Origin of the sequence: Dongia sp. (assembly GCF_041906375.1) — a bacterium.
In the GTDB taxonomy this organism is placed as follows: domain Bacteria; phylum Pseudomonadota; class Alphaproteobacteria; order Dongiales; family Dongiaceae; genus Dongia.
In genome coordinates, this window is record NZ_JAYRJJ010000005.1 from 153,017 (window position 1) to 180,007 (window position 26,991).

Below are 26,991 nucleotides of genomic sequence, written 5' to 3' on the forward strand. Positions count from 1 at the left end.
ACGCTGCCCGCGGCTTTAAACCAGACGCTCTATCTGTAGTTAAATAGTGTGCGGCCACCCATACGCAACTGTAAAGCCGCTTGATGTTGCTGAATTTCGGGGCAAAAAGCGGAATTGGGCGTCCTGTCCTCGCCCATATGGGTCGAAACCCAGATATGGCACGAAGATGAGACGACCTGTCGCATCCCGAACCGCCGGCAAAGCCGGTCGCGCCAGCGGCGGAATATCCACACTGGATTGACGGAGAAGGCCACTTTGCCCGATCTCGGCCACGCCAACCTCACCCAAAGCGCTGACCAGCCCCCCGGCCTCACTACGCGTCCACTCCACCTGAAAGCGACAATCCCAAAGACCGCTGGTCCTCAGCGCCTCAGTTACGGCACCCGCCTCCCGGCAGATCAACCCTTTTCCCTGCCAGCGGCCTATCAGGGTTCCGCCCAGACTTGCGACACTCCCCCCGGTAAGTAGATTTTTCAAAGCGCGGTCCAGGGGCGCACGGGCCGGCGGATAGTCCCGCCCCGAGACGGTTGCCATCAACCGCCACAACGCCGGCGCCAGCAATCGGCCGGGAGCTGCCTGCCAGACGTCAAGATCGACGAGCACATGGCCCGCCGGGCGGATATCGGCCGAGCGCATCAGGAGGTCGACCATTGCCTCTTCGTCACGCGCACGCTGCTTGCCCCAGTTGCGGATTTCGGCCGGCGTCGGCAAGGGCCCTTCCAGGCCCTGGCGCCAGCGGATACGCTCAAAGCGCTCCTGCCGGTTGGAGGGATCCTCGATCCAGTTCGCCCCTAAGGCGGTCAAAAATCGGCGCAGATCGGCAGCCGGAACGCCCAGCAGCGGGCGAAACAGGCGGACACCCTCGCGGTTGGTGATGAGGCTCATCCCGGCAAGACCAGTCTGATCGCCCCCACCACGGGCCTGCCGCATGGCGACGGTTTCCCGCTGATCGTCCAGTTGATGTGCCGTCGCCAGATGCAGCACATGGGCGGCGCGGCACCACGCGCCGAGCAGGCCGTAACGCGCATCGCGGGCGGCCGCTTGCAGGCCGCTTTGCGGCTTGTCGCCAGTCCAATTCAGGATGTGGTGCTTAATCCCCGCGGCCTTGGCCCAACCGGCGACCGTCTGCGCCTCGGCAGCGGAATCCGGGCGCAGGCCATGGTCCACGGTGAGCGCCGTAAGGCGCCCTTGCCGCGCAACCGTCCAGGCTTTGAGGAGGTGCATGAGGGCGAGGCTGTCAGCCCCGCCCGACACCGCAACGGCAACATGCGGGTTGCGCTCGAACGGCCCGCAGGCATCCATCAGGCCGGCGAAGTCGGGTTCGTTCAACGATGCTGCCGGCTTATCCCCAAGCGGTGCAATCCTTTGCCGATCTGGTCAGCACTTATAGCGCTGCTTGGCGCGGGCGGCGCGGTCCTTGATCGCCTGCGAAGCATCCGGGAACTGCTTGTCGAGCTGGCGGAAGGCCGTGCAGGCATCCGGATTGCGCCCGGTCTGGCCCAACGACATGCCGAGCTTCAGGAGATTGTCGGCCGACTTGGCGCTCTTCGGATACTTCTGGTAGCCCTCGGCAAAGGCCACGGCCGCGTTCTTGAAATCACTGCGGACGTAATAGGTTTCGCCCAGCCAATACTGTGCGTTGCCGGCAAGCGGATCCTTCGGATGCTCGGCGACGAAGGATTTGAGCGCGATCTCAGCCTCGGGATAGGCACCGCGCTGCACGAGGCCCGTTGCATAATCATACTGTTCCTGCGGGGTGTTCCCCGGCAGGACGACGGAGCCGGCGGCACTTGTCGCAGCCTGCTGGGCAGCACCTGCGGGCGCCTGCGGCAGGTTCTGCATCTGGTCGTTGGACAAGGTCCCCATGACCCCGGGCTCGGTCGGTTGCGGCGGCGCACCCGGATCGACCTGGGCGGGGGCTGCCGCGTCGGTATCGGCGCCCGCGACTGGCGGCACCGCGCCGCCACCGGCGCTCTGGCGCTCCAGCTCGCTCAGGCGGAACTCGGTGTCTTTCTGCATGCGGTCGAATTTGTCGGCGATATCGTTGATCTTGAGTTCCAGCTGCTCGATCTGCCCGGTGAGCTGGCTCATCTGCTGGTCGTATTGCTGGAAGCGGACCTCGTTCTGCGCGGCGACCGTGCCACCGCCGGCGACCGCGCCACCGCCCTTGGGCATCTGATTCTCGAGGAAGGTGACCTGCTGTTTCAATTGCAGCAGTTCGGCGCGGAGATCGTCGACCTCGTCAGCCTGGACAGACGCCATCGGCGCCAAAGCCAGCAGGCCCGCCACGGCGGCAATCTTCATTCCATTTGCAAATGTCACGCGGCTCATCCTCATCACTCGTCATCCCGGTTTCGGCCCCGATGCCGGCATTGTCCATGGTCAACGCCGATCCGGGCAGAATTGTGGCGCAGCCGGGCCAGCCCGGTCACAAAATTGCGAGCTGACAATGCCAAAGGGACTCGGTGAAAAGCAAGCCTGGGCAATCGCTTGCCCAGGCTGGATTCGCCCCGGAAACGGCGGAAATCAAGGATTCAACGCCGTCACGGCACGACGGTTCCGCTGCCAGCAGTCTTCAGTGGCCTCCCCGCAGAGCGGCTGCTCCTTGCCGAAGGACGTCGTCTGTAGGCGCGCGGCATCCACGCCTAGCGCAATGAGGTAGGCACGGGTGGATTCCGCCCGTCGCTCGCCCAGGGCCAGATTGTATTCGCGTGTCCCACGCTCGTCGGCATGTCCTTCGACCACCGCCGTACGCGCCGGGTTCCGCAGCAGCCACTGTGCCTGTCGCTGCAGGACGGCCTGCGCTTCGGAGGAAAGGTCATGCGCATCGGTCGCGAACAGCACCGCATTGCCAATTTGCGTGTTGAAGATCTCGTCTGCCGATAGTTGCGAGGCGGTCATGTCCGTCGCGGCCGGATCGCCCCCGGTGGTTGCGGGCGCGGTGTTTGCTGCCTGATGGTTTGCGTCGGTGGTGCCGCAAGCGTGCAGCATCAGTGAGGCGAACATGATCGCGGCCATCTGCCGGCTGCGGTCACTTGTGAGTTGCATGGGAGTCCCCTCTTTAGGTTGAAAAACAACAACAGAGGTAAACTCGACGGCAAGTTGGGCTGGATTGCGGCAGAAATCGCGCGAAGTCGGGGAATGTGCCGCGCCACACAAACAAAAACGCCGGCCTGGATTGCTCCAGGCCGGCGCTGATGACGCCAGTTATCTGCTAAAGAGCGAGATTACTGGTTGATGGCGCTGACGCCACGACGGTTCTGCGACCAGCAGGACTCATCGCTCTCGGTGCAGAGCGGACGCTCTTTGCCGTAGGAGATGGTGCTGAGACGCGCCTTGTCGACGCCGAGGGCGACGAGGTAGTTGGCAACCGAGTTCGCACGACGCTCGCCGAGGGCAAGGTTGTACTCACGGGTGCCGCGCTCGTCGGCATGGCCTTCGACCGTCAGCGTGCGAGCCGGGTACTGCTGCAGCCAGGCGGCCTGGCGCTGCAGCTGGCTCTGGGCGTCGGAGCTCAGGCTGTAGCTGTCGAGATCGAAGTAGACGGTGTTGCCGACGTTCTGGTTGAAGTCCTCCGGCGAACCCGGGACGGCCGCACCGGCAATGCCGGTATCGGTCGCTGCCGAAGCCGAGCTACCCGCACCGGCGCCGCCGGCGTCGTTCACCGGAACGTCCGACGAACAGGCTGCCAGAAGAGCGGCCGCAGCCAGGGCCGACAAGATCGAAAGACGCATTTTTAGTTTCCTCTTTTTTCCGTTCTTGGCCCGTGCAACTCCCCCGACCACCCCCCGATTGTGGATCGCCGAGTCACCCGCAGCCTTAAATTCCGCGCTGAATCAAGGTATTCCAGGAACGAGTTGATCCTAGAATCGGGGCGGAACATAGATCATTATTGATTTCCAAGCAAGGGTGACCATGCCGGATCTGACCCGTCCAGTGGCGTTTTCATGACACGCTCATTGTGACCGGTGAGATCGATAGAATGCAGTTGAGTTTTGCCGGAAGGCTCCTGCTTGAAATAGGCCAGGACACGACCATTAGGTGCCCAGGTGGGCCCCTCGATCAACCATCCCTGGGAGAGCATGCGCTCGCCCGAACCGTCGGGGCGCATCACGCCAATGTAGAAGCTGCCCTGATACTGGCGGGTGAAGGCAATGAGGTCGCCGCGCGGTGACCAGACCGGAGTGCCATAACGCCCCTGCCCCTTGCTGATGCGGCGCGGGCCGGAACCATCGGCGCCCATCACGTAAATCTGCTGGGAACCGCCACGATCGCTCTCGAAGGAGATTTGGCGGCCGTCCGGCGCATAGCTCGGCGCCGTATCGATGCCTGGCGTATTGGTGACGCGCTGGGTACGGCGGGTACGGATATCCATCACGTAGATGTCCGTATTGCCGCCCTGGGCCATGCTCATGATGACCTTGGACCCATCCGGCGAGAAGCGCGGCGCGAAGGTCATGCCTGGGAAATCGCCCAGCACTTCCTGCTGCCCGCTGTCGATGTTGAACAGGTAAACACGCGGCTTGTTGCCGTAATAGGACATGTAGGTGATGTCCTGTGCGGCAGGCGAGAAGCGCGGCGTCAGCACCAGCACACCGCCATCGGTGAGGTTCTTATGGTTCTCGCCATCCTGGTCCATGATGGCGAGGCGCTTGATGCGCTTCTGCTTGGGGCCTGTTTCCGAGACATAGACGACGCGGGTGTCGAAATAGCCCTCTTCACCCGTGATGCGCTTGTAGATCTCATCGGCGATCTTGTGGGCGACGCGACGCCAGTTATTGGTCGCCGAATTGTACTGGAAACCCGTCATCTGCTGCTCGCCGACGACGTCCCAAAGGCGGAACTGCACCGCGATCTGCCCGTTGGCCTGCGAGGTGATGTTGCCGGCGACCAGCGCCTGGGCGTTGATAAGACGCCAGTCCTGGAAGCGTGGTGCCTGCTGCAGCGAGCCTGAATCCTGAATGAACGCCTTCTTGTCGATCGGCGCAAAGAGGCCGGAGCGTTCGAGATCGGCGGCGATCACGCCAGCCATGTCGCGCGCCACCTGGCTGTCATTTGGCGCCGCGGCGAAGAAATCCGGCACTGCAATCGGCATCGGCTCGACCGTGCCGCGCGTGATGTCGATCGTGGGCTCGGCCTTGGCCGCGCCGATCCCCAGGGGGAGAATCACCAGCGACACCATCAGGATGCCGCGCAGAATCTGCTTCATGCCTTGCCTCATATATTAGGGCTTAACTCGCCCAACCGTCCGGTGTGCAACAATGCAAACGTTCAATTGGTTTCATACCGTGATTCACGCATTAACGCATCTGACAAACACTTGAAGATCTCGAAAGGCGCCCTGCGCCCGCCGGCCGTCAAATAATTTCCGACGGCCGGAAGCGCAATTTGATCGTCGGCCAGAACTTGCCGGGCGGCAGTTTCAGCGGGCTGGCCCGCTTGACGGCGCGCACGGCACCCTCGGCAATCGACCGGAAATAGGGGTCGGCCTGATTGTTCAGCAATTCCACGCGCGTGACCGTGCCGTCGGGTTGCAATTCGATCCGCAACTCGACCAGGATCTGGTCAAGATTGGGCGCGCCCGCGGCACTGCCGAGGTTCCAGTTCTGCTCGATCTGGCTGCGGATACCGTCCTCGTCGCCGGACGTCATCGGGATCTCGGAAATAAGTTCGGTCTGCGGGCCTGTGCTCTCTTCCGGCTCCGCGGCGGCCTGCTTCTTCGGCTTCTCCGGCGTCGGTTCGGCTGCCTGCTCGTTGAGGACGCTGGCCAGCAGATTGTCGAGTTCCGCCTTGTCCTTCTTCTTCTCTTTCTTCTTTTCCTCGGTCTTCTTCTTCGGCTTCTCTTCCGGTTTTTCTTCCGGCTTCTTTTCGACCTTCTTTTCTTCCTTCGGCTTGGCCTGGTCCGGAATAGCGACGGCCTGCTGCTCGGGTTCCGGCGGTGGCGGGGCTGAGGCCGCTTTCGGATTTTCCTTGGCGGGCGCCGGTTTCGTATCCTTCTTCGGCGGCTCGACCTTCTGCGTTTGCTTGGGCTTCTCGCTCACCTTCTTGGACGGCTTATCCACCTTCGGCGCCGCGGTGAGGTCGGACACGATCGCCGCCTCGATGCCGAGCGGCTCGGCAATGAATTCGTCCTGAAAGAGATGCGGCACGCCGAACCAGGCGAACAGGAACAGGGCGATGTGGAAGACGACCGAGGCGATGAAGCCGCGGTTGAGTTCCGCATCGAAGCCCAACTTTTCCATCACGAAATTCATTACGCTAATTCGACTTCTTCTTCTCGGGCTCGCCACCCGATTCCGAACCACTGGCCTTGGTGTCGGTCACAATGCCGACCTTGTTGAAACCATTAGCCTGCAATTCCGCCAAAACTTGGGCAATGCCGTCCCAGTTCGCCGTCGCGTCGCCACGAACGTAAATGATCGTATCCGGCTTGTTCATCGTGATGGCCTTGAGGCGCGGCCCCACCTCCTCGATGCCGATCTGCGTTTCCTGCAGGAATACCGCGTTGTCGCTCCTGACCGTCACCACCAGCGGTTCGTCCGGGTTGGACATCGCCTCGGCACTGGTCTTCGGGAGTTCGACCTCGACGCCGACCGTGAGCAAGGGTGCCGTCACCATGAAGATGATGAGCAGCACCAGCATGACGTCGACCATCGGCGTCACGTTGATGTCGGCCATGGGCGAGAACTTGCGCCGTGCCGCCCGCCCGCGCGACGGATGCCCGGCGCCGAGTTTGACGGCCATTAGTGCTTCTCCTCCAGCTGGCGCGAGAGGATGGCGCCGAACTCGCCGGCAAAGGCTTCCAGGCGGTTGCCGTAGCGGTTGATGTCGCCCGAGAGCTTGTTATAGGCGAGCACCGCCGGAATGGCGGCGACGAGGCCGAGAGCGGTGGCGAACAAGGCTTCGGCGATGCCGGGAGCCACGACTGCGAGCGTCGTATTCTTGGAGCCGGCGATGGCGGCGAAGCTGTTCATGATGCCCCAGACCGTGCCGAAAAGGCCGATGAAGGGTGCCGCCGAACCGACCGAGGCGAGATAGCCCATGTAGCGCTCGATCTGGTCCATCTCGCGCCCGAGCGTGATGTTCATGACACGCTCGATGCGGTCCTGCAGGCTCTCGCGCAGATGCTCGGAGGCGAGCAGGCCCTTCGCGGCCGACCGGCGCCATTCACGCATGGCGGCAACGAAGATCGACGACATCGGATCGGCCGGGCGGTTGGAGATGCGGTCGTAAAGCTCCTCGAGCGAACCACCGGACCAGAACGCTTCCTCGAACTGGCGAGCCTGTTCCCGGAGGCGGCGGATGCGGATGATCTTGTCGAAAATGATCGCCCAGCTCCAGATCGAGGCGGCGAGCAGGAAGAGCATCACGCCTTTGACGATCCAGTCCGCCTGCATGAACAGGGTCCAGACCGAAAGATCGTGGGTGACGGCACTGGGCAGGCCGGCGACACCCTGTGCTGCGGCATCGACCCCATCAAGGACATTGCCTGAGACGGGAGCTACCGGCGTTGCGGAAGGTGCTGGCTGTTGCGGATCCATGGTTCTTCTTCACTTCTTCTTCAAGATTGCATGTTCGATGAAAGCACCGCGCGGAGCTCCGTCGGCAGGCGCACCGGCCGACCGTCCCGCCCAACGCAGGCAATAGTGACGTGTACCCGGCAGAGTTCCTGGCCCTCGCGCCGGATACATTGATCGAGGTCGATTGTGGCAGCACCAAGGCCGGTAACGCTGGTGGTCACCCCCAGCGCGTCGTCGAGCTTGGCGGGGCGCAGGTAATCGGCGCTCACCCGCCGCACCGCCAGCATGATGCCGTCGCCTTCCATCATGGCGGTGTGATGGAAGCCAGCCTCGCGCAGCATCTCGGTCCGCGCGCGCTCGGCGAACTTCAGATAGTTGGCGTAATAGACGATGCCGCCCGCATCCGTATCCTCGTAATAGACGCGGATCGGGAAGTGGTGTGCATTGGCTGCGGCCGTGGTGAGCGCGGTGAGAGTCATCGTTGCGCCCCCTCACCCCGACCCTCTCCCCGCAAGCGGGGCGAGGGAGTTTTCAACAAGCTCGGCACGAAGCCCCTCTCCCCTCGCGGGAGAGGGGCTGGGGTGAGGGGGTGAGCGACGGGTCTTTCCATCACAGCTCATCCTCCCCGATTGCCGGTTCGAGAAGATCCGCCTGTGCGGCGTGGCTGGAGGGTGTCAGGCCCAGATGCTTGTAGCCGTTCAAGGTCAGCATGCGGCCACGCGGGGTCCGCTGCAGCAGCCCCTGCTGGATGAGATAGGGTTCGATCGCGTCCTCGATCGTGTCGCGCTGCTCCGAGAGGGCCGCGGCCATGGTTTCGACCCCCACCGGACCGCCGTCGTAATTCTCGGCGATGCAGGTGAGATAGCGACGGTCCATGGCATCGAGGCCGATCTGGTCCACCTCAAGCCGGGTGAGTGCCGCGTCGGCGAGCTTGGCCTCGACCCGTGTCACGTTGGCGACCGCCGCAAAATCACGCACGCGGCGCAGCAACCGGCCGGCAACACGAGGCGTGCCACGGGCGCGGCGCGCAATTTCGGCGGCACCGCTGTCGGCAAGATCGAGGCCCAGCACGCGCGCACCACGGCGCACGATCAGCTCGAGTTCGGCATGCGTATAGAAATTGAGGCGCAGCGGAATGCCGAAGCGTTCGCGCAAAGGTGTCGTGATCATGCCGAGCCGCGTGGTGGCGCCGACCAGCGTGAATTTCGGCAGATCGATCCGCACCGAGCGCGCGGCCGGGCCCTCGCCGATGATGAGGTCGAGCTGGAAATCCTCCATCGCCGGATAGAGGATTTCCTCGACCGCCGGCGACAGGCGGTGGATTTCGTCGATGAACAGGACATCGCGCGGCTGCAGATTGGTGAGCAGCGCCGCCAGATCCCCTGCCCGCGCAATCACAGGGCCCGAGGTGGCGCGGAAACCGACGCCGAGCTCACGGGCCACGATCTGCGACAAGGTCGTCTTGCCCAAGCCCGGCGGGCCATAGAACAGCGCATGGTCGAGCGCCTCGCCACGCGCCTTGGCTGCTTCGATGAAGATGCCGAGATTCTCGCGCAGCTTCTGCTGGCCGATGAACTCGGAAAGCGCCAGCGGCCGCAGGCTCTGCTCGGGATTGTCTTCCTCGATACGCTCGGGGGCGATCATGCGCGGCTCGCCCGCGCTATTGACAGGCGTGCTCATTGCGCCAGCTCCTTGAGGCCATGCACAATGAGTTCATTGAGCGCCACGTTGGCGCCCTGCTTCTGCATCACCTTGGCAACCGCGCCATAGGCTTCCGCCCGGCGATAGCCAAGATTGACCAGGGCCGAAACGGCATCGTTCATCGGCCCGTCGGCAGCTTCCGAAGGCGCCGCCACGGGCACCTCGCCACCCGCCAGAGCGGTACCGAGGCCGATGCCGGAGGCCTTGTCCTTCATTTCCGAAACGACGCGCTGGGCGAGCTTGGGGCCAACGCCGTTGGCGCGAGCCACCGCCGCCTTGTCCTGTGCCGCGATGGCGCGTGCCAGCTCGTCGGGCGCCAGGACGGAGAGGATGCTGAGCGCTACCTTGGCGCCCACACCCTGGATATTCAGGAGAGCCCGGAACCAATCGCGCTCGACGCCTTCCGCAAAGCCGAAGAGCGAAATCGCATCCTCGCGCACATGGGTGTCGATGAGCAGGCTCACCGCCGAGCCCCGGGCCCCGAGCCGGCCCAGCGTTTTGCCGCTGGCATGCACGACATAACCGACGCCACCCACATCGATGATGGCGGCATCGGCGGCAACGCTGTCCACGACTCCTGTCAGCTTGCCGATCAACGGGCAACCTCGCGGAAGTCCTGCGCGCCCCATTTCCCTAGCGTGCCCATGTGATGGGCATGACAGATGGCGACGGCCAGCGCGTCGGCGGCATCCGAGCTTTTCTGGTCGCGCGCTGCCGGCAGCAGGACGCCGACCATCATCTTGACCTGCTCCTTATCGGCATGCCCCGCCCCCACGACCGATTTCTTCACCAGGTTTGTCGGGTATTCGGCAACACGCAGCTTGTAGAGTGCCGGCACCAGCAGCGACACACCGCGCGCCAGGCCCAGCTTCAGGGTGGAACTCGGGTTCTTGTTGACGAAGGTTTCCTCGACCGCCGCTTCGTCGGGCTGATAGAGGTCGATCACCTCCCGCAAGCCGTCATGGATCTGCACCAGGCGTTCGGCCAGGTCCCGCTTGGCGTCCGAATTGACGACCCCCGCGCCGACAAAGGACAGCCGCGACCCGACGGCGTCAATGACGCCCCAGCCGGTATGCTGCAGACCGGGATCCAGTCCGAGAATTCGCATGCCGCCAACGGTCCTAATTTGCGCTTCCTTCGTTGCCCTCTCAGGCCATCAACTTGGCCAGGGTCTCGTCCGACACTTCGAAATTGGCACTGACCGTCTGGACGTCGTCATTGTCTTCCAGCGTGTCGATCAGCTTGAAAAGTGTCTCAGCGGTCTCGCCGTCGATCGGCGCCGTGGTCACCGGCCGCCATTGCAGGCGCGCTTCCTTGGCCTCCTTGAACTTCGCTTCCAGTCCGTCGCGGACGGAGGCGAAATCCTCGGGCGCGCAGGTGATCTCGTGCGCCTCGGCATCGGATTCGACGTTGTCGGCACCGGCATCAAGGGCGGCCTCGAACATGGCATCGGCGCTGGCCACCTTGGCCGGATAGCGGATGACGCCCTTGCGCTCGAACATGAAGCTGACGGAATTCGTTTCGCCGAGATTGCCGCCGGCCTTGGCAAAGGCGGTGCGGACCTCCGTGGCGGTCCGGTTCCGGTTGTCGGTCAGCGCCTCGACAATGATGGCGACGCCGCCCGGGCCATAGCCCTCATAGCGGACTTCGTCATAGGCTGTGTTGTCATCGCCCCCGGCACCGCGCTTGATGGCGCGTTCCATCGTGTCCTTGGGCATGTTGGCCTCGCGGGCCGAGATGATCGCGGCCCGGAGGCGCGGATTGGTCGCCGGGTCGGGCGAGCCCATTTTCGCCGAAACCGTCAATTCGCGGATGATCTTGGTGAAGACCTTGGCGCGCTTCGCATCCTGCGCACCCTTGCGATACATGATGTTCTTAAATTGGGAATGGCCAGCCATCGATCCGTTCCTGAACGCAAAACCTAGTGTGGACTATCGGCAAATCCTGACCAGATGTTGGGATCGGGCGCCATCCTCGGGGCGACGCTAGACCGTGAATATGGCAGGATTTTGACGCCTTTTAGCACAATTCCCCCCGCTGCCAAGCCCGGCCGGCGCAGATCGATTGCCGGGCTGGACCACACACCCCGATCCGTTGCTTTGCGGAGTTTCGGGCGGAGGGGCCGCAAAATTCATGACTCGTTTACGGAAAGCTCCGTATAGCTTTTAACGATTGGTTCCGATTCGGACCAAATTCGGATGATGCGAGGTCATTTCATGTCCCGAACGATCCGGGAGCCCGGCAGTGAAAGCCGGAGCGTCAATCTGGAAGCCGAAATCCGCCGCATGGCGGAGGTCGTCACCCAGGTCGCCCGCCAGATGGGCATCGAAGGTGTCAGCGGCGCCCTGAAGATCGCTGCCGACGGTGAACCCCGCGCCTGCGACCGTGTCCATGAGATGGCCCGTCAGTTCATGGGCCGGGCCGAGCAGATGCAGAACGAGGTCGACCGCTTCATGGCAGTGGCCGGCGGCAAGCGCGCCTGACGGCATCCAGTTTTTGAAGTTAACGCGTGGCGGTTCCCGCCAGCGACACGGCCGGCTCTTCCTCGCCGACGAATTTCACGCGCATCGCCGGAAATTTCACCATGACGAGGGTGCCGACCCCACGGGCGCTCTCGATGATCAGCTGACCTTGATGGAGCGCCACCCAGGCATTGGTGATCGGTAATCCCAGACCGGCGCCGTCGAAATCCCGATTGAGACCCGCGTTCCCCTTGCCGAAAGGCTGTCGCGCCTGGGCAATCTCCTCCTCGCTCATGCCGCGCCCATTGTCCTGGATGGCGATGATACAGGTACCCGTCGTGTCGACTTCGGCGCTGACATTGATGCGGCCACGCTCGCCCGTGAACTTCACGGCATTGGACAGCAGGTTGATAAAGATCTGCCGCAACTTGTCCTGGTCAGCCAACAGCTTGAAGCGGTTGTCGAAAGCTTCGACATCGAGCTGTATTCCCTTGGCACTGATCTGGCCCTGATAGACATGCAGCACCGCCTCCAACTCGGCCATCGGGTTGAGCAGCACGCTGTCCAGCCGCGTCGCGCCGGATTCAGCTCGAGAGAATTCCAGGGTGCGGTTGATCAGGTCGAGCAATGCCTTGCCGCTGGCATTGATGTCCCGGGCGAACTCGAAATAGGCCGGCAGCAGAGGCCCGTTGGGCTGCGCCAGCAGGAGATCAGAAAAGCCGATAATTGAATTGAGTGGCGTCCTCAGTTCATGGCTTACGTTAGCAAGAAAGGTCGATTTGGCTCGATTGCCCGCTTCGGCCCGCTCCTTTGCAGCGCGCAGTTCCTCCGTGAAGCGTCTCTTTTCCGTGATGTCGTGCAGCTTCACCACAAAGGCGTGGAGGTGCGGATCGGCCAGCAGATTGGTGATCGACATGTCGGTGTAGGTGACATGGCCGGAGGCCGTGAGGAACGGCATCTCGATGTCCTCGGTCGCACCGGGTTTGCCTGAGAGATCGAGCATGAGTGATTGGTATTGAAGCTTATTTTCTTCCGGGATGAACTCTCCCAGCGGCCGGCCGATCAGGGCGCTCTCGGCATAGCCCAATACTCGGCGGGTCGAGGGAGAGTCATAAGTAATGCGCCCATCGCGATCCAGCAGCAGCACGACATTTGAACTGGCGCTGACGATCGTTTCGAAACGACGCTCGGTCCTGAGCAGCTGCTCCGCCTCGCGCTGCGCGCGCTGGTCGAAACGACGGTCACTGATCGCTGCCAGGAAACCGATCGCCAGGATGAGGATGGTCGCCACGGACAAGGCGGCGGCGAGGATCGGCGCCGGCGTCCCGCCGCTGGCGACCGGAATGTCCGTATGCATGTTAGCGGCAAAGCTGACCGCCGCCATGCCGGTGTAGTGCATCCCAGCGATGGCGCCACCCATGACCAGGGAAGCCGCCAGTTTGTGCCAGATGCGGTCGAGCCTCAGGCTGAGCCAGAAGGCGGCCGTCGCCGCGACCACCGCGATGGCGACCGAAACAACGACAAGCAGTGGGTCATGGCTCATTTCGGCCGGGATGATCATCGCGGCCATGCCGGTGTAGTGCATGGCAGCAACGCCGGTGCCGGCAAACAGGCCGGCAAGGGACAGCTTCAGCCAGTTCAGGGACCGGTTCCAGGCCACGATCGCATAGCCGATGGCCGCCGAGGCGATGGCGATCAGCAGCGATGCCAGGGTCAGCCCGACATGGTAGCGGACCTCGAAGGGCGGCGTAAAAGCCAGCATGGCGATGAAATGCATCGCCCAGATACCGCCGCCCAAGGTGCAACTGGCGGCCGCCAGCCATAGCGCCCAGGCGCGCCCCCGCGCCCCGCGCAACCGTTCCGCCACGTCCAGCGAGGCAAGCGAGCAGACAACCGCAACCAGCAGCGACAAGAGAACGATCAGCGGATCGTGCGTCGTGTGGAGGTGGTTCACCATGGCGATTCTCAAGCGGCTCCAAATCGGGCGGTTCTGGCCCAATCAGTGCCGCAAAGCGCTTAAACTCAGGTTAACTAAAAGAAACCCAGGTTACGTTCGGCAATAGTCAGGCCAGGAATGGTCGGGCCAGGAATGGTCAGGCCAGGGCAGATGCCGTCTTCGGCAGCGTTGACTCGAGCTTTCCACCCAGGCGTACCGGCGCTATACGCCGCGCGAGGCCGGTTGAATCATCGGTCTCGACAAAAACCCCGCACAGGGTGCCGGCACCGTTGGCCGGCGCCAGCCGCTCGGTTGGCAGCTTGCGGGTGAAGCGCAGGACGGGATTCGCTTTCTCCATGCCGATGACCGAATCATAATCACCGCACATACCGGCATCGGATTGATAGGCGGTGCCTTTTTCGAGGACCATGTGATCCGCCGTCGGCACATGGGTATGTGTTCCCACGACGAAGGAGGCACGGCCATCGACAAAATGGCCGAATGCCATCTTCTCGGAGGTCGCTTCCGCATGGAAGTCGAACAGGATGGCATCGGCATTCCCGCCCAGACGGTAGGTCTTGAGCAAAGCCTCGGCGGCGGCGAAGGGGTCGTCCAACGGGTCCATGAACAGGCGACCCATCAGATTGGCGACAACGATCTTCTTGCCCCGGGCCGTCTGAAAGACACCCGCACCCTTACCTGGCGTCCCCATCGGGAAGTTCAGCGGCCTCAGCAGGCGCGGTTCGGAACCAATGAAGCCAACCGTTTCCTTCTGGTCCCAGACATGATTCCCCGTCGTCGCGCAATCGACGCCATGGGCGAAGAGCTCGGCCGCAAGCTTCTGGGTGATGCCGAAGCCGCCGGCGGCATTTTCGACATTGGCGACGACGAAATCGATCGCCAGATCGCGGCGCAGCTGCGGCAAGCGTTCCACCACAACATCGCGGCCAGCGCGACCAACTAGATCACCCAAAAACAACAAATTCATTTAGTTAAGACTCATTTCTCTTATCAAACTTGAAGATAGCCCGTTCCGTGACGATGTAGTCGAGCGGCTGGTCAAACGCGCCACGCGGAACCATGGGCACTTCCTGGACGGCATAGGCAACGCCCACCGCCACAGCATGCACGTCGCTGCGGAGCTTGGCCAGCGTGCGATCGTAAAAGCCGCCACCATAGCCCAGGCGGTATCCTTCCGGATCGAAGGCCAGCAACGGCACCAGCAGGATCGTGGGCCGCACCTCCGGTGCCTCTGCAGGGGGCGTCATGACCCGAAAACTGCCCTGCACCAGCGCGACCGCCGGGTTCCAGCGCCTGAAAATCAGTGGCTCATTCTTGCCCGTCACGACCGGCAGGCCGATTGGATGCCCCTCGGCGTGGTAATGCAGCAGCGCCGGGCGCACGTCGATTTCGCCCGGCAGCGGCCAATAACCTGAGATGGCGATGCCCGGGGGCATGGCCAAAGCCTCGATCAGGCGCTGCCTCAGGGCCTCGCCGGCATCAGGTGCCGCGCGCCATGCCGCTTCACGCACCGCAAACGCTTCCTTGCGCAAATCAGCTTTAAAATCAGCAAGTTCCTGAGAATCCATAAAGCGGTTCTTTGATCGACTGAATAGCAAACAGCCGCATCAACGATCGATCGGTTCGATCAATGATGCGGCTGTGGATGAGGTGGGCGGTGCCACCTGGGCCGTTCGCACGTATGAATCCTCCGTGGCCTGCCTAAGCAGGTGGGCGCCGTATGTCCAAGACCACGGTCTTGGCAGGGACAGCTCCCTAGAGGTTAGAATTGGCCTCAGGGATTACCCGGCTTACGCACCCTGCAGCGCTCCGCCCGGTTGGTACTTAGGCTGCTTCCAGCCGCGCTGCAATAGCTTCGATCTTGACGGCCAGCCGTTCGATCGTGTCGGCGAGCGCTATTTCGCGCCTTTGCACGAGATCTTCCTGCTGTCCCTTGAGCTGCGCGATCTGGCGGTTCTTCTGATCGAGTTCATCGGCGAGCAGCAACCCGGTGAGGGTGAACAGCAGATTCTCGGCCACCGGGCCGGCGTTCTTGGCCAGGCCTTCCATGCGGCGGCGCAACTCGCCAGCCAATTCCTGGACCCTTGCTTCCTCGCCCTCGCCGCAGGCGATGTCGTAGTTGCGGCCGTTCAGTCCGATGGTGACAGTTGGCATATCAGGCCCCCTCGGTCACGGAATGCATGCGGCCGATCACGGTATCCAATCGGTCGGATACCAGACGCGCCTCGGTTTGCAGCAAGGAGTAGGTCTGGCGCAGCACGGCCAGTTCCGTCTGCAGCAGATCGCGGTCCCGATACCCCCGGGACGAACTTTCCTCGACGGCCGAATCCAAGCGGGCCATGGCCGCATCGAGGCGGCTGAGTGCTGAATCCAATCTGGACATGCTGTCGGTTCCTGGCCCCCGGTTGCGACGGTCCGATTCTGAATCCGGCCTCCGGGGCCGGTTTGATTACCTGCTTCTTCTCGTTTACTCGACCTCTTTAAGCGGCGTCAACCGATGCGGCCCGCCAAACTGACGCAGAGCCGGAAGAACTTGGCACTTTGCGACAAATTCGGCGGGAATCCGTTGTTGACCTCACGGCCCCGGGCGGGCATGTTCCGGCGCGATCCGGCGGCCGGATCGGTTGGCCGCCACATTAGGATTCCCCGGTACTTGCCGGCTGATCCTACAGATGATTCTGGCCAAGGAATGATAATGGACGCCAATTCGGCTGCTGCCGCCAAGAGCACAATCCCTCACCGCGATCTCGCCAATGCCATCCGCGCTCTGTCGATGGATGCGGTCGAGGCAGCCAATTCCGGACATCCGGGCATGCCGATGGGCATGGCTGATGTGGCCACCGTGCTGTTCCAGCGGCATTTGAAGTTCAACGCCGCCAACCCGACCTGGCCCGACCGTGACCGCTTCGTGCTGTCGGCCGGCCACGGCTCGATGCTGATGTATTCGCTGCTGCACCTCACCGGCGTGCCGGGCGTTACCCTGGATGAGTTGAAGCGCTTCCGCCAATGGGGCAGCAAGACGCCAGGCCATCCCGAATTCGGCCATACGCCGGGCGTCGAGACGACCACCGGTCCGCTCGGCCAGGGTCTCGCCAATGCCGTCGGCATGGCGCTGGCCGAACGCATCCTGAATGCCCGCTTCGGTGACGACCTGGTCGACCACCATACTTATGTCATCGCCGGCGACGGCTGCCTGATGGAAGGTATCAGCCACGAGGCAATCTCGCTCGCGGGCCATCTCAAGCTCAACAAGCTCATCGTCCTTTTCGATGACAATGGCATTTCGATCGACGGCGCTGTCTCCCTCTCCTGCTCCGACGACCAGCTCATGCGCTTCCAGGCGAGCGGCTGGGCCACAGCGCGGGTCGATGGTCATGATGCGGAAGCCGTGTCAGCCGCCATTGCCGCTGCCAAGAAATCGGGCAAACCCAGCCTCATCGCCTGCAAGACGGTGATCGGCTTCGGTGCCCCGAAGAAGGAAGGCACCTCGGCCACCCACGGCTCGCCGCTCGGCAAGGACGAAGTCGCCGGTGCCCGCGAGAAGCTTGGCTGGAGCCATGCACCGTTCGACATTCCGGCAAGCATCAAAGCTGCCTGGGAAGCAATCGGCAGCCGCGGCAATGAAGCGATGGCCGGCTGGAGCAAGCGCCTGGACGCCAACAAGCAGAAGGCCGAGTTCGAACGCGTGATGGCCGGTGAGCTGCCTGCCAATTTCGCTGAGGTACTGGGCGATCTCAAATCCGCGATTGCAAAAGATGCGCCGAAGCTGGCCACGCGCATGTCGTCGCAGATGGTCCTGGATACCCTGGTTCCGGCCCTGCCGGAACTCATCGGCGGCTCAGCGGACCTCACCGGATCGAACAATACCAAGGCCAAGGTGGCCAAGCCGGTCAACGCCGAAAACTACGGCGGCAACTATATCTATTACGGCATCCGCGAGCACGGCATGGCGGCAGCGATGAACGGCATGGCACTTCATGGCGGCATCATTCCGTTCGGTGGCACCTTCCTGGTCTTCACCGATTACTGCCGTCCGGCCATTCGCCTTTCCGCGCTGATGAACCAGCGGGTCGTATATGTCATGACCCATGATTCGATCGGTCTGGGCGAAGACGGTCCGACCCACCAGCCGGTGGAACATCTGGCCGCCTTGCGCGCGATCCCCAATCTCCTCGTCTTCCGTCCGTGCGACACGATGGAAACGGCGGAATGCTGGGCGCTGGCGCTGACCACCAAGGACCGTCCGTCGGTCCTGGCCCTCACCCGCCAGGCTTTGCCGCATCTTCGCGCGGACGCTGCCAACGCCAACCATTGCGCCCGCGGCGGCTATGTCATCCGCCCGACGCAGAAGGAGCGCAAGGTCACGCTGATCGCCACCGGGTCGGAAGTCGCCATCGCCATCGACGCGCAGAAGCTGCTTGAGGAAAAGGGCATCGGCACCGCCGTCGTATCGATGCCAAGCTGCGAACTCTTTGACCAGCAATCGGCCGCCTATCGACAGGAAGTGCTCGGCAGCGGCCTCAAGGTCGCCGTCGAAGCCGCGATCGGCTTCGGTTGGGAGCGTTACATCGGGACCGATGGGATCTTTATCGGCATGAAGGGGTTTGGCGCTTCGGCTCCCATCGCCGACCTCTACAAGAATTTCGGCATTACGCCGGCGGCGATCGTCGACGCCGTCACCGCGAAACTCTGATTACGAAGAGAAGAAAGGTACTAACATGGCAATTCGGGTTGCGATCAATGGGTTCGGCCGCATCGGCCGCCTCGTCCTCCGCGCGATGATGGAATCGGGCCGCAAGGACCTCGATATCGTCGCCATCAACGATCTTGGCCCAGTTGAGACCAACGCCCATTTGTTCCGCCGTGATTCCGTGCATGGGGCATTCCCCGGCAATGTGAAGACCAAGGCAGGCGCCATGGATGTCGGCCGCGGCTGGATCAATGTCAGCGCCGAGCGCGATCCCGCCAAGCTGCCGTGGAAAGACCTGAAGGTCGACATCGTCGCCGAATGCACCGGCCTCTTCACCGACCGTGAAAAGGCGATGGCGCATATCAATGCCGGCGCCAAGCGCGTCGTCATCTCGGCCCCGGCGACCAATGCCGACCTCACCGTCGTCTACGGCGTCAACCACGCCAAGCTGAAGAAGTCGCACAAGATCATCTCGAACGCTTCCTGCACCACCAACTGCCTGGCGCCAGTTGCCGCTGTTCTCCACAAAGCGATCGGCATCGAGCACGGCTATATGACGACGATCCATTCCTATACGGGTGACCAGCCGACGCTGGACACCATGCACAAGGACCTCTACCGCGCCCGCGCGGCGGCTCTCAGCATGATCCCGACCACCACCGGCGCCGCCAAGGCGGTGGGCCTGGTGCTGCCGGAACTCGCCGGCAAGCTCGACGGCTCGTCGATCCGCGTGCCGACGCCGAACGTCTCGGTCGTCGATTTCAAGTTCGTCGCCAAAAAGGCCACGACCAAGGAAAAGGTCAACGAAGCGATCATTAAGGCCGCCAATGGCCCCCTGAAGGGCGTTCTTGGTGTCAATGACCAGCCGCTGGTGTCGATCGATTTCAACCACAACCAGAACAGCTCGACTTTCGATCTGTCGCAGACCCAGGTCATCGACGGCACCTTCGTCCGCGTGCTGAGCTGGTACGACAATGAATGGGGCTTCTCGAACCGCATGTGCGACACGCTGGTCGCCGTCGGCAAGCTCGGCTAAGCCGCCTTTCGAGCGTTGGCAAAAGAACCCCGTGCCTGATCGGCGCGGGGTTTTTTCTTGCCGCAATTCTGCCCTAGGTCGAGGTCTACATTCGCGCTATCATGCGCCTATTACGTTCGTGAGCCACCACGTAGCGCCACCTGTCCAGGGAGAACGTCATGCCGGGTGAAATGTCGACCGAACTTACCCTGCTGATCTGGAGCGTCGTTCTCTGCATCGCGCAGATGCTGATCGCGGTTATGGCGACACAGATGCAGGTGGGATTGCCAACCCTCGCCGGCAATCGCGACGACATGCCGCCGCTGACCGGTCTTGCCGGCCGCGCCACCCGCGCCCACCGCAACATGCTGGAAAACCTGCCGCTCTTTGCAGCCCTCGCATTGGTTACCCAAATCGGCATGCTCGGGAATGATATGACCGCGCTGGGCGCGCAGCTGTTCTTCTGGGGTCGGGCCGCTTATGCCGTCGTCTACCTTATCGGCCTTCCCTGGGTACGCACGGGATCCTGGGCCATTTCCATGGCTGGATTGGTGCTGATCCTTACCCAACTGTTCTGAGGCGAAGGGGCCACGCGCTGGCCCAGAAGCTCTTACGGGAAGTCGAGCACCATCGCTTTCTTGCACCGCGACCCGCGGTCCGCCCATCCTCGGCGCCTCTTGGCATACCGAACGGCCAGAGTTAGATTGCAGCACCATTTGAACGAATGAAAAATAAGATGGGTGCTGCGATGGATGGGATGCCGTTTCAAACCGCGCTGATGCAAGCTTCCCCGGCCAGCGCCGAGGATCAGGTTACACTCGCCAACTGGCGCCTCGCACCGTTCAATCGATGGTCTTTCTCTCATGTCTCGGAGATCATTCCCAGCGCCATCATCGCACACGATCCAGCGCGAATGATCCCGCTTGCGATGGCGCCGGCCGAACTCGGCGGCATCTCCTACCGCACCGTCGACGGCAAGGCCGGATCGGTCGCCGGCATGCTGGCCGACACCTTTACCGACGGCTTCCTTGTGCTGCATCAAGGGCGCATCACAACCGAGAAGTATGCAGCGGCCCTCGCCGCCAATCGGCCGCATATCGTCTTTTCGGTCAGCAAATCAATCACGGGCAGCCTCGCCGGGCTCCTGGTCGCCAACGGACAGTTCGACCCCAATGCACTGGTGTCGGACTATCTGCCGGAGACCAAAGGCTCGGCCTATGGCGATGCCACCGTTCGCCATGTGCTCGACATGACCGTCGCCATCGATTTCACGGAAGACTATCTCGACCCACAGGGCGACTTCATGCGCTATCGCCGCGCCAGCGGCTGGAACCCGGTCGAGAGCCCGGAAAGCGGTGGCGATCTCCGCAGCTTCCTCGCCACGACCCGGCGTGCCGATGGCAAACACGGGCATGCCTTTCATTATGTTTCGCCGAATTCGGATCTGCTTGGCTGGCTGCTGGAACGTGCCTCGGGTCGCAAGCTTGCCGATATTCTCAGCGACGGCATCTGGCAGCATATCGGTGCCGAAATGCCGGCCTATGTCACGGTCGACCGCCTCGGTGCCGCGCGCACAGCGGGCGGCATCAGCGCAACGTTGCGCGACCTCGGCCGTTTCGGTGAAATGATGCGTCAACACGGCATCGTCGCCGGCAAGAGCGTCATCCCGCGAAACTGGGTCGACGATATCCTAAAAAATGGCGATGCCGGGGCCTGGGCGCGCGGCGACATGGCCGGCTTCCTTCAGGGCGGCAAGTACCGCAGCAAATGGTACATCGTCGATGAAGCGCGCGAGGCATTCTGCGCCGTCGGCATTCACGGCCAATGGATATTCATCGACCGCCAGGCCGAACTGGTCGTAGTCAAGGTTTCATCGCAGCCATTGCCGGTTGACGAAGGCATGGACCGCCACATCCTGGCGGCCTTGCGCGCAATCGCGGCGCATTACGGCTGATTCTTCAGGCGCCCAGCAACACGCCAGCACTATCTGGCCAACTCAGCCAAACCGGACGGCCGATCGAGCTTGCATCGTCGAGGCTGCGGTCGGCTTTTTGATGCGCAACGGCGATCGGCGCTGACAGCCCGTCGACCGCGATATGATAGTGACTGCGGTCGCCAAAATAGGCTTCGGCAGCAACAGTGCCGGTGAGCGCATTGCCGCCCACATCCGGCTTGACCCAGGCGAGGCGCATTTTCTCCGGTCGGACGGCGACGGTCACGGCTGCTCCCGCTGCGGGTGCAGAGCCGCCGGCCGCGATGGAAAGACTGCCAAGCGCCCCGGCATCGACGTGAGCGATACCGCCCGCAACAGACTTCAGAATTCCGGGGAAGAAGTTCATTGAGCCGATGAATGCCGCCACCTCACGGCAATTGGGCGCTTCATAGAGGTGATTGGCACTGTCGATCTGCAGCGCCTTGCCGCCAGACATGACCGCAATACGATCCGAGAGCGCCAGCGCCTCTTCCTGGTCGTGAGTGACGAAGACAAATGTGACGCCAACAGAGCGCTGGATCTGACGCAGTTCGATTTGCATCTCTTCGCGCAGTTTCTTATCGAGCGCACCCAATGGTTCATCCAGCAGCAGAACTTTGGGCTTGCACACGAGCGCACGCGCCAATGCCACGCGCTGGCGTTGGCCGCCTGATAATTGATGAGCACCGCGGGCGCCATAGCCCGGCATCTTGATCAGCTCCAGCGCCTCATCGACGATCCGCGCCATTTCCGCCTTCGACAGTCCCTTCTTGCGCAGGCCATAAGCGATGTTCTCGCCGACATTGAGATGCGGGAAGATGGCGTAGTTCTGGAACACCATATTGGTCGGCCGCGCATAGGGCGGCACGGTCGAAACATCCTGGCCGTCGATCAGGATGGAACCGGCCGTCGGTACTTCGAAGCCGGCCAGCATTCGGAGCAAGGTGGTCTTGCCGCAACCGGACGGGCCCAGCAGGGAGAAGAATTCGCCGCGCTTGATCTCGAAGCTGACATCGTCAACGGCACGGACCGGACCGAAATGCCTTGAGACATTGTTGAGTGAGATGATGGTATCGGCGCCAGGCATGGTCTCACAATCCGCTTGGTTTGGTCGTTGGGACGCCGCGACGGCGCAGGATTTCGGAGAAGACGACGATGATGGTCGAAACGACCAGGATGGTGCTGCCCAGCGCCAGGGTCATGGGCAGGCGCTGCGGGAAGCGAAGCTGGCCATAGAGGAAGATCGGCAGAGTCTGGTCAAGGCCGCTGAGAAAGAAGGCCATCACATATTCATCGAGCGATATGGTGAAGGACATGAGCAGGCTGGAGACGACACCGGGCAACGCGAGGGGAAAAGTCACGCGCCAGAATGTCATCCAGCCATTCTCGCCGAGATCGCCAGAAGCCTCTTCCAGGCTCTTGTCGAAACCTTCGAGGCGCGCCATCAGCACCATCATCGAAAATGGCACGCAGAGCAGGACGTGGCCCGCGCCGACTGTCCACAAGGTCAGCGGAATGTCGAAGACCTGCCGCACGATCACCAACAAGGCAACCGAGAGGATGATGCTAGGCACCACCAATGGCAGCATGATGCCGCCCATCACAGGTCCCTGCCCCGGCATCTTGTAGCGCGTGACGCCCATCGCGGCGAGGAGGCCGAAGGCGGTGCTGACGATCGAAACGCCGACGGCCACCATCAGGCTGTTCTTCAAGGAAGCAATCAACGACGGATCGTGGATCATCTGTTGATAGGCTTTTAAGGTAAAGCCTTTCAGGGGGAAGACGGCATAGGTCGCGTCATTGAAGGAAAACAGCGGCAGCAGCAAGACGGGTCCATAGAGGAACACCAGGAACAGGACGGCGTAGAGCGGCAGGAAGTCGAAGCGTTTGCGCATGTGTCAGATTGCCCCGCGCGCGCGGATTTTGCGGTACCCGACCGCCCATAGGAACAGGCACACTATACCGGTGATCAGCGCCATCATGACGACGGAGACAGCCGAGCCCAGGGGCGCATCATTCTGCCTGCCGAACAGGATCTGGATGCTGTTGCCGATCATGCTGCCGCCCGAGCCACCGACCAGCGTCGGTGTTACATAGTCTCCGACGGTGGGGATGAAGACCATCAACGCGGTGGCGATGCTGCCCGGTGCCGAGAGCGGCAGGGTGATGTGCCAGAACCGTTCCCAGGGCTTGTCGCCGAGATCCGTCGCCGCTTCGAGCAGCGACCGGTCGATCTTCTCCAGGCTCACATAGATGGGCAGAATTGCGAAGGCGACCCAGGCATGAGCCAGGGTCAGCATCACCGCAGTCGGGCTGTAGAGCAGGAAATCAAGCGGCTTGTCGATCAGCCCCAGTTTGATGAGGCTTGAGTTGATGACACCGTTGAAGCCCAGCATGATCTTCCAGGCAAAGACGCGCAGCAGGTAGCTGGTCCAGATCGGCACCGTGATGAGGATCAGCCATAGAATCTTGTGCCGGTGCACGCGGAAGGCCATGAAATAGGCCATCGGATAGGCCAGCAGTAGGACGAAAACAGTCACCGCCAGCGACATCAGGATCGATTTGACCAGCAGGATGACATAGACCGGATTGGCAAAGGGAAAGGGGATGCCCATCCAATAGGTAAGCTTCTCTCCCAGGCCGAAAATCTGGCCGTAATTGCGCAAGGTGAAGGTCGTATCGATCTCGAACACGTTCTGTGTCCAGAAGCTGCGCACCACCAATGCGATAATTGGCGCGACCAGCATCGCCAGCATGACAACCAGGGTCGGCGACATGAGCAGATAGCCGCGCAACCACGGATAGCGCTGCAGAATTGTGCTTCTGGCAGCCTCTCCACGGTCCATCTCAGTGACGGAACTGCTTGGCGCAGCGTCACTCATTTCGAGAAATTCCCAATCACGCCCACCATCCCTTTGGCACGGTCTTGTCGCCGCGCCTTGCCCCGAGTGTCAAATGGCAGCGACGCGGCTGTCAAGCGCAAGGCAATTCATGTATGAGCGACCTCAGTTCATGCGTCGCGTTCAGACCTTCGTGAGCGAGCGCACAATCCAGCAAAGGTCGTTGACAGCCACATATAGCCGGTCGTCAAATTCCCGGGTTTAGACCATCCTACAATCAAATAACGTTTCAATCGGATAGGGGGCTATGGGAATGAACCGCGTAAAATTTATCGATCGCATGGCACAGGGGCGCGTTTCGCGCCGTGACGTCATGCGCTCGGCTGCTGCATTCGGGGTCGGCATGATGATGATGCCGACCCGCGCGCGTGCCGAGGAACAACTCGTCGTCATGGAATGGAGCGGCTACGACCAACCGGATTTCTTCAAGGCCTATGTCGACAAGCACGGCGCCGCGCCCGCCTTCTCGATCTTCGCCAATGAAGACGAGGCCTTGCAGAAAGTGCGCTCCGGTTTCAATGCCGACGCGGTCCATCCTTGCACCTATTCGGTCGGCTATTTCGTCGAAGCCGGCCTCACCAAACCGATCGATACGGCGCGCCTCAGCCATTGGAACGATGTGTTCGAGCCGCTGAAGACGGGCGTCGGCGTGGTCGTCGGTGGCAATGTCGTGATGGTGCCTTGTGACTGGGGCAATTCCGGCATCGCCTATCGGACCGACCTGGTGGAGCCTGATTACGCTGCCAACGAATCCTGGGCGATCTTCACTGATGATCGCTATGAGGGAAAACTGTCGATGTCGGATACCGAAGGCGCTGCCGAAATCGTCGGCCTGCTGCTCGGCTACGACAAGAAGAAGATCTTCGAAATGTCGGATGCTGAGTTGGAAGCGACCCGCCCGCTGCTGGAGAAAATCGTCAAGAACAGCCGCTTCCTGTGGAAGGACAATACCGAGATCAACCAAGCCCTCGCTTCTGGCGAGATCGTCGCGGCCTATGCCTGGAACGAGACGGTGAAGAGCCTCAAGGAACAAGGCGTGCCGATCAAATATGCGCAGCCCAAGGAAGGTATCTTCACCTGGCTGTGCGGCATGACCTTGCTCAACACCGGCAAGGCGGACGAAGCTGCCGCCTACGATTTCCTCGACGCCTGGCTCTCGCCAGAGACCGGGAAATATATGATTGAAGCCTATGGCTACGGCCACAGCAACCGCAAGGCGTTTGAAATCGCCGATCCGGCGCAAATTTCAGCGCTGGGCATCACCGATCCGGTGCAGCACCTCAACAACGGCATTCTGTTCGAGCCAGTCGAGACGGCACGGAACCAGAAATACATCAAGCTGTGGGAAGAAGTGAAAGCGTTGAAGCAATAACCTCGACATTGCTCACTCGATGGATTTGAAGATCGCCCGGAACTGAGGATCAAAGGTCCGGGCGATCGGCTCCATCGCGGCCCCTTGCGCCACCGCCCAAAGGTCGGCGCTGCCCAGCGTCAGACGCGGCCGGTCGCGATCGCGCCTGGCTGAAACCGACGGCAGGAGCGGTTCGATATGCCGCGCAATCTCCACCAGCAGTGGCGCCGGCACCTGCCCACCAAGCACGACCGTCTGCGGGTCGAACAGGGCCTCGAGGATCTGCACTGCCTGGCGCAGATGGTGGCCGGCCTGCTCCGCCCATTTCTGCAAGCGAGGCCCACCCAAATCGCCCTGCACCTGCATCTGTTCGAACAGATCGCCGCTGGATGGATCGAGGCCGATCGCACGGCAGAGCGACAGGATCGAGACGAATTCCTCCAGCGAACGGGGTGGTTCGGTCGGACCGTGAGCCATGGCCGGAAGCTGCCCGATTTCACCCGCATTGCCGGCCATGCCGGCATAGATCTCGCCCTGAATGACGATTCCGGCGCCAAGTCCGTAGCCGAGGAATAGATAGACGAAATTGTCGAGGCCGCGAGCGACGCCATACATTTTCTCGGCCATGGCAGCTGCGCTGGCATCATTCTGCAACCGCGCTTCCAGCCCGGTCGCCTTGGTCAGTTCCGCCATCAAGGGAAAACTGTGCCATTCGCGCATGACCCAGGGATCTAGCAAGGGATCGTGCGGCGCCGCTGCGTTGCTCATGCCGAAAGGACCTGGCATGGCAACGCCGAGGCCCAGCAACGGTACCGACCTGCCCCTTTGGTTCCTGGCGACGTTCTTCAAATCCTTGCGAATATCGGCGATGAGATCCAATACGACGGCGAGGCCTCGCTGCGGCCCACCTGTCGGCAATCGGCAATGGCGCTGGCTTAAGGTCGCGCCGGCAAGATCGACCCCTACACCCAGCACACGGTGGCGGTCGATTTCGATGCCGATCGACCAGGCGCCACCCGGCAGAATGCGATAGGGCGTTGCCGGCTGACCACGTGCGCCGCGCACGGGCTCATCCGCAGCAACCAGGCCGTCCTGCACGAACTGGTCGATGATATTGCTCACCGTTTGGGGCGTCAGCTGGGTGGCCCGCGCAATCTCGGCCCGCGACAAGGCGCCGTTGAGCCGCAGCGCATCGAAGACGACCCGCCGGTTATGGGCGCTGGCACCGCCCAGATTGGTACCGGCCGTGGCAACGATCGCGCGCTTCACTTGCACCGTCCGCAACTCCATTGACACGTCCCGGATTTTGCCCGAAACTCATTAAGTCAACCAATTTGATTTATTATCACCGGTGACGATCCTGGGCGCAAGTGAGCAAACAGCACGGCGTCCGAGATAACTGGTTCGACAATCACGAACCAGC

At 62.1% G+C, this 26,991-nt stretch carries 28 protein-coding genes and 1 other RNA gene; 6 read left to right on the plus strand and 23 right to left on the minus strand.

The genetic code is table 11. From position 1 onward, the window contains the following. Positions 1-39 precede the first annotated feature (39 nt). The 13 genes from tilS to ACE3OA_RS16415 all read right to left on the minus strand — a co-directional run bounded on the left by tilS (position 40) and on the right by ACE3OA_RS16415 (position 11,119). Entirely contained in the window at positions 40-1,329 is a 1,290-nt protein-coding gene (tilS, locus tag ACE3OA_RS16355; protein ID WP_374312624.1) for a tRNA lysidine(34) synthetase TilS, read from the minus strand. A gap of 48 nt (positions 1,330-1,377) precedes the next feature. Continuing rightward, positions 1,378-2,322 carry a tol-pal system protein YbgF gene (gene ybgF, locus ACE3OA_RS16360; protein ID WP_374312626.1) on the minus strand — a complete coding sequence of 315 codons (945 nt, stop codon included), beginning with the start codon at positions 2,320-2,322 and terminating at the stop codon, positions 1,378-1,380. 204 nt (positions 2,323-2,526) lie between these two features. Next, positions 2,527-3,048, minus strand: coding sequence for a peptidoglycan-associated lipoprotein Pal (gene pal / locus ACE3OA_RS16365; RefSeq protein ID WP_374312628.1), 522 nt, complete (start codon positions 3,046-3,048; stop codon positions 2,527-2,529). Positions 3,049-3,227: 179 nt separating this feature from the next. After that, a complete protein-coding gene (gene pal, locus ACE3OA_RS16370; RefSeq protein ID WP_374312630.1) occupies positions 3,228-3,734 on the minus strand; it encodes a peptidoglycan-associated lipoprotein Pal in 507 nt (168 codons plus the stop codon). 155 nt (positions 3,735-3,889) lie between these two features. Continuing rightward, on the minus strand, positions 3,890-5,221 hold the full coding sequence (tolB, locus tag ACE3OA_RS16375) for a Tol-Pal system beta propeller repeat protein TolB (RefSeq protein ID WP_374312633.1): 1,332 nt from the start codon (positions 5,219-5,221) through the stop codon (positions 3,890-3,892). Positions 5,222-5,357: 136 nt separating this feature from the next. Further along, positions 5,358-6,242 carry a hypothetical protein gene (locus ACE3OA_RS16380; RefSeq protein ID WP_374312635.1) on the minus strand — a complete coding sequence of 295 codons (885 nt, stop codon included), beginning with the start codon at positions 6,240-6,242 and terminating at the stop codon, positions 5,358-5,360. A gap of 16 nt (positions 6,243-6,258) precedes the next feature. Beyond that, on the minus strand, positions 6,259-6,744 hold the full coding sequence (locus ACE3OA_RS16385; RefSeq protein WP_374312637.1) for an ExbD/TolR family protein: 486 nt from the start codon (positions 6,742-6,744) through the stop codon (positions 6,259-6,261). Next, positions 6,744-7,397: a protein TolQ gene (gene tolQ / locus ACE3OA_RS16390; RefSeq protein WP_374313043.1), complete on the minus strand. Its 654-nt coding sequence runs from the start codon at positions 7,395-7,397 to the stop codon at positions 6,744-6,746. The genes ACE3OA_RS16385 and tolQ overlap by 1 nt, the downstream gene beginning before the upstream one ends. A 164-nt stretch (positions 7,398-7,561) precedes the next feature. Next, positions 7,562-7,999 (minus strand): tol-pal system-associated acyl-CoA thioesterase, encoded by a 438-nt coding sequence (gene ybgC / locus ACE3OA_RS16395; protein ID WP_374312639.1) that lies wholly within the window; start codon positions 7,997-7,999, stop codon positions 7,562-7,564. A 130-nt stretch (positions 8,000-8,129) separates the two neighbouring features. Then, positions 8,130-9,200 carry a Holliday junction branch migration DNA helicase RuvB gene (ruvB, locus tag ACE3OA_RS16400; protein WP_374312641.1) on the minus strand — a complete coding sequence of 357 codons (1,071 nt, stop codon included), beginning with the start codon at positions 9,198-9,200 and terminating at the stop codon, positions 8,130-8,132. Next, positions 9,197-9,850, minus strand: coding sequence for a Holliday junction branch migration protein RuvA (ruvA, locus tag ACE3OA_RS16405; RefSeq protein ID WP_374312643.1), 654 nt, complete (start codon positions 9,848-9,850; stop codon positions 9,197-9,199). The genes ruvB and ruvA overlap by 4 nt, the downstream gene beginning before the upstream one ends. Next, a complete protein-coding gene (gene ruvC, locus ACE3OA_RS16410) occupies positions 9,814-10,329 on the minus strand; it encodes a crossover junction endodeoxyribonuclease RuvC (RefSeq protein WP_374312644.1) in 516 nt (171 codons plus the stop codon). The genes ruvA and ruvC overlap by 37 nt, the downstream gene beginning before the upstream one ends. A gap of 40 nt (positions 10,330-10,369) precedes the next feature. Then, positions 10,370-11,119: a YebC/PmpR family DNA-binding transcriptional regulator gene (locus tag ACE3OA_RS16415; RefSeq protein WP_374312646.1), complete on the minus strand. Its 750-nt coding sequence runs from the start codon at positions 11,117-11,119 to the stop codon at positions 10,370-10,372. Positions 11,120-11,437: 318 nt separating this feature from the next. Between ACE3OA_RS16415 and ACE3OA_RS16420 the strand changes: the two genes are divergently transcribed. Then, entirely contained in the window at positions 11,438-11,704 is a 267-nt protein-coding gene (locus tag ACE3OA_RS16420; RefSeq protein WP_374312648.1) for a hypothetical protein, read from the plus strand. A gap of 19 nt (positions 11,705-11,723) precedes the next feature. On the opposite strand, the gene ACE3OA_RS16425 is transcribed toward ACE3OA_RS16420, so the two are convergent. The 6 genes from ACE3OA_RS16425 to ACE3OA_RS16450 all read right to left on the minus strand — a co-directional run bounded on the left by ACE3OA_RS16425 (position 11,724) and on the right by ACE3OA_RS16450 (position 16,023). After that, positions 11,724-13,640, minus strand: a complete 1,917-nt coding sequence (locus ACE3OA_RS16425; RefSeq protein ID WP_374312650.1) for an MHYT domain-containing protein — start codon at positions 13,638-13,640, stop codon at positions 11,724-11,726. A 136-nt stretch (positions 13,641-13,776) separates the two neighbouring features. Then, on the minus strand, positions 13,777-14,607 hold the full coding sequence (locus tag ACE3OA_RS16430; protein ID WP_374312652.1) for a TIGR00282 family metallophosphoesterase: 831 nt from the start codon (positions 14,605-14,607) through the stop codon (positions 13,777-13,779). 4 nt (positions 14,608-14,611) lie between these two features. Beyond that, complete coding sequence (locus tag ACE3OA_RS16435) at positions 14,612-15,208, minus strand: 5-formyltetrahydrofolate cyclo-ligase (protein WP_374312654.1); 597 nt, start codon at positions 15,206-15,208, stop codon at positions 14,612-14,614. An 85-nt stretch (positions 15,209-15,293) separates the two neighbouring features. Then, a non-coding RNA gene (gene ssrS / locus ACE3OA_RS16440) (6S RNA) lies at positions 15,294-15,451 on the minus strand. Between the two features lie 13 nt (positions 15,452-15,464). Further along, positions 15,465-15,794 carry a cell division protein ZapA gene (locus ACE3OA_RS16445; protein ID WP_374312656.1) on the minus strand — a complete coding sequence of 110 codons (330 nt, stop codon included), beginning with the start codon at positions 15,792-15,794 and terminating at the stop codon, positions 15,465-15,467. Position 15,795: 1 nt separating this feature from the next. Further along, on the minus strand, positions 15,796-16,023 hold the full coding sequence (locus ACE3OA_RS16450) for a hypothetical protein (RefSeq protein ID WP_374312658.1): 228 nt from the start codon (positions 16,021-16,023) through the stop codon (positions 15,796-15,798). Between the two features lie 312 nt (positions 16,024-16,335). Here ACE3OA_RS16450 and tkt point away from each other — a divergent pair, with 312 nt between their 5' ends. The 4 genes from tkt to ACE3OA_RS16470 all read left to right on the plus strand — a co-directional run bounded on the left by tkt (position 16,336) and on the right by ACE3OA_RS16470 (position 21,299). Next, complete coding sequence (tkt, locus tag ACE3OA_RS16455; RefSeq protein WP_374312660.1) at positions 16,336-18,333, plus strand: transketolase; 1,998 nt, start codon at positions 16,336-16,338, stop codon at positions 18,331-18,333. A 25-nt stretch (positions 18,334-18,358) separates the two neighbouring features. Further along, the gene (gene gap / locus ACE3OA_RS16460) at positions 18,359-19,366 is read left to right on the plus strand and encodes a type I glyceraldehyde-3-phosphate dehydrogenase (protein ID WP_374312662.1); all 1,008 of its coding nucleotides are present in this window, start codon (positions 18,359-18,361) and stop codon (positions 19,364-19,366) included. A 158-nt stretch (positions 19,367-19,524) separates the two neighbouring features. Then, positions 19,525-19,923: an MAPEG family protein gene (locus tag ACE3OA_RS16465; protein WP_374312664.1), complete on the plus strand. Its 399-nt coding sequence runs from the start codon at positions 19,525-19,527 to the stop codon at positions 19,921-19,923. Positions 19,924-20,102: 179 nt separating this feature from the next. Next, complete coding sequence (locus ACE3OA_RS16470; protein WP_374312666.1) at positions 20,103-21,299, plus strand: serine hydrolase domain-containing protein; 1,197 nt, start codon at positions 20,103-20,105, stop codon at positions 21,297-21,299. 4 nt (positions 21,300-21,303) lie between these two features. Here ACE3OA_RS16470 and ACE3OA_RS16475 read toward each other — a convergent pair whose 3' ends face one another. The 3 genes from ACE3OA_RS16475 to ACE3OA_RS16485 are packed head-to-tail and all read right to left on the minus strand — an operon-like array spanning position 21,304 to position 24,199. Next, positions 21,304-22,404, minus strand: coding sequence for an ABC transporter ATP-binding protein (locus ACE3OA_RS16475; protein WP_374312668.1), 1,101 nt, complete (start codon positions 22,402-22,404; stop codon positions 21,304-21,306). A 4-nt stretch (positions 22,405-22,408) separates the two neighbouring features. Further along, positions 22,409-23,212: an ABC transporter permease gene (locus ACE3OA_RS16480; RefSeq protein WP_374312670.1), complete on the minus strand. Its 804-nt coding sequence runs from the start codon at positions 23,210-23,212 to the stop codon at positions 22,409-22,411. Positions 23,213-23,215: 3 nt separating this feature from the next. After that, positions 23,216-24,199: an ABC transporter permease gene (locus ACE3OA_RS16485; protein ID WP_374312672.1), complete on the minus strand. Its 984-nt coding sequence runs from the start codon at positions 24,197-24,199 to the stop codon at positions 23,216-23,218. A gap of 271 nt (positions 24,200-24,470) precedes the next feature. On the opposite strand from ACE3OA_RS16485, the gene ACE3OA_RS16490 reads away from it, so the two are divergent. Then, on the plus strand, positions 24,471-25,589 hold the full coding sequence (locus ACE3OA_RS16490) for a PotD/PotF family extracellular solute-binding protein (protein WP_374312674.1): 1,119 nt from the start codon (positions 24,471-24,473) through the stop codon (positions 25,587-25,589). A 12-nt stretch (positions 25,590-25,601) separates the two neighbouring features. Here the strand turns inward: ACE3OA_RS16490 and ACE3OA_RS16495 are convergent, their stop codons facing one another. Continuing rightward, a complete protein-coding gene (locus ACE3OA_RS16495; protein WP_374312676.1) occupies positions 25,602-26,858 on the minus strand; it encodes an ROK family protein in 1,257 nt (418 codons plus the stop codon). Between the last annotated feature and the right edge of the window lie 133 nt (positions 26,859-26,991).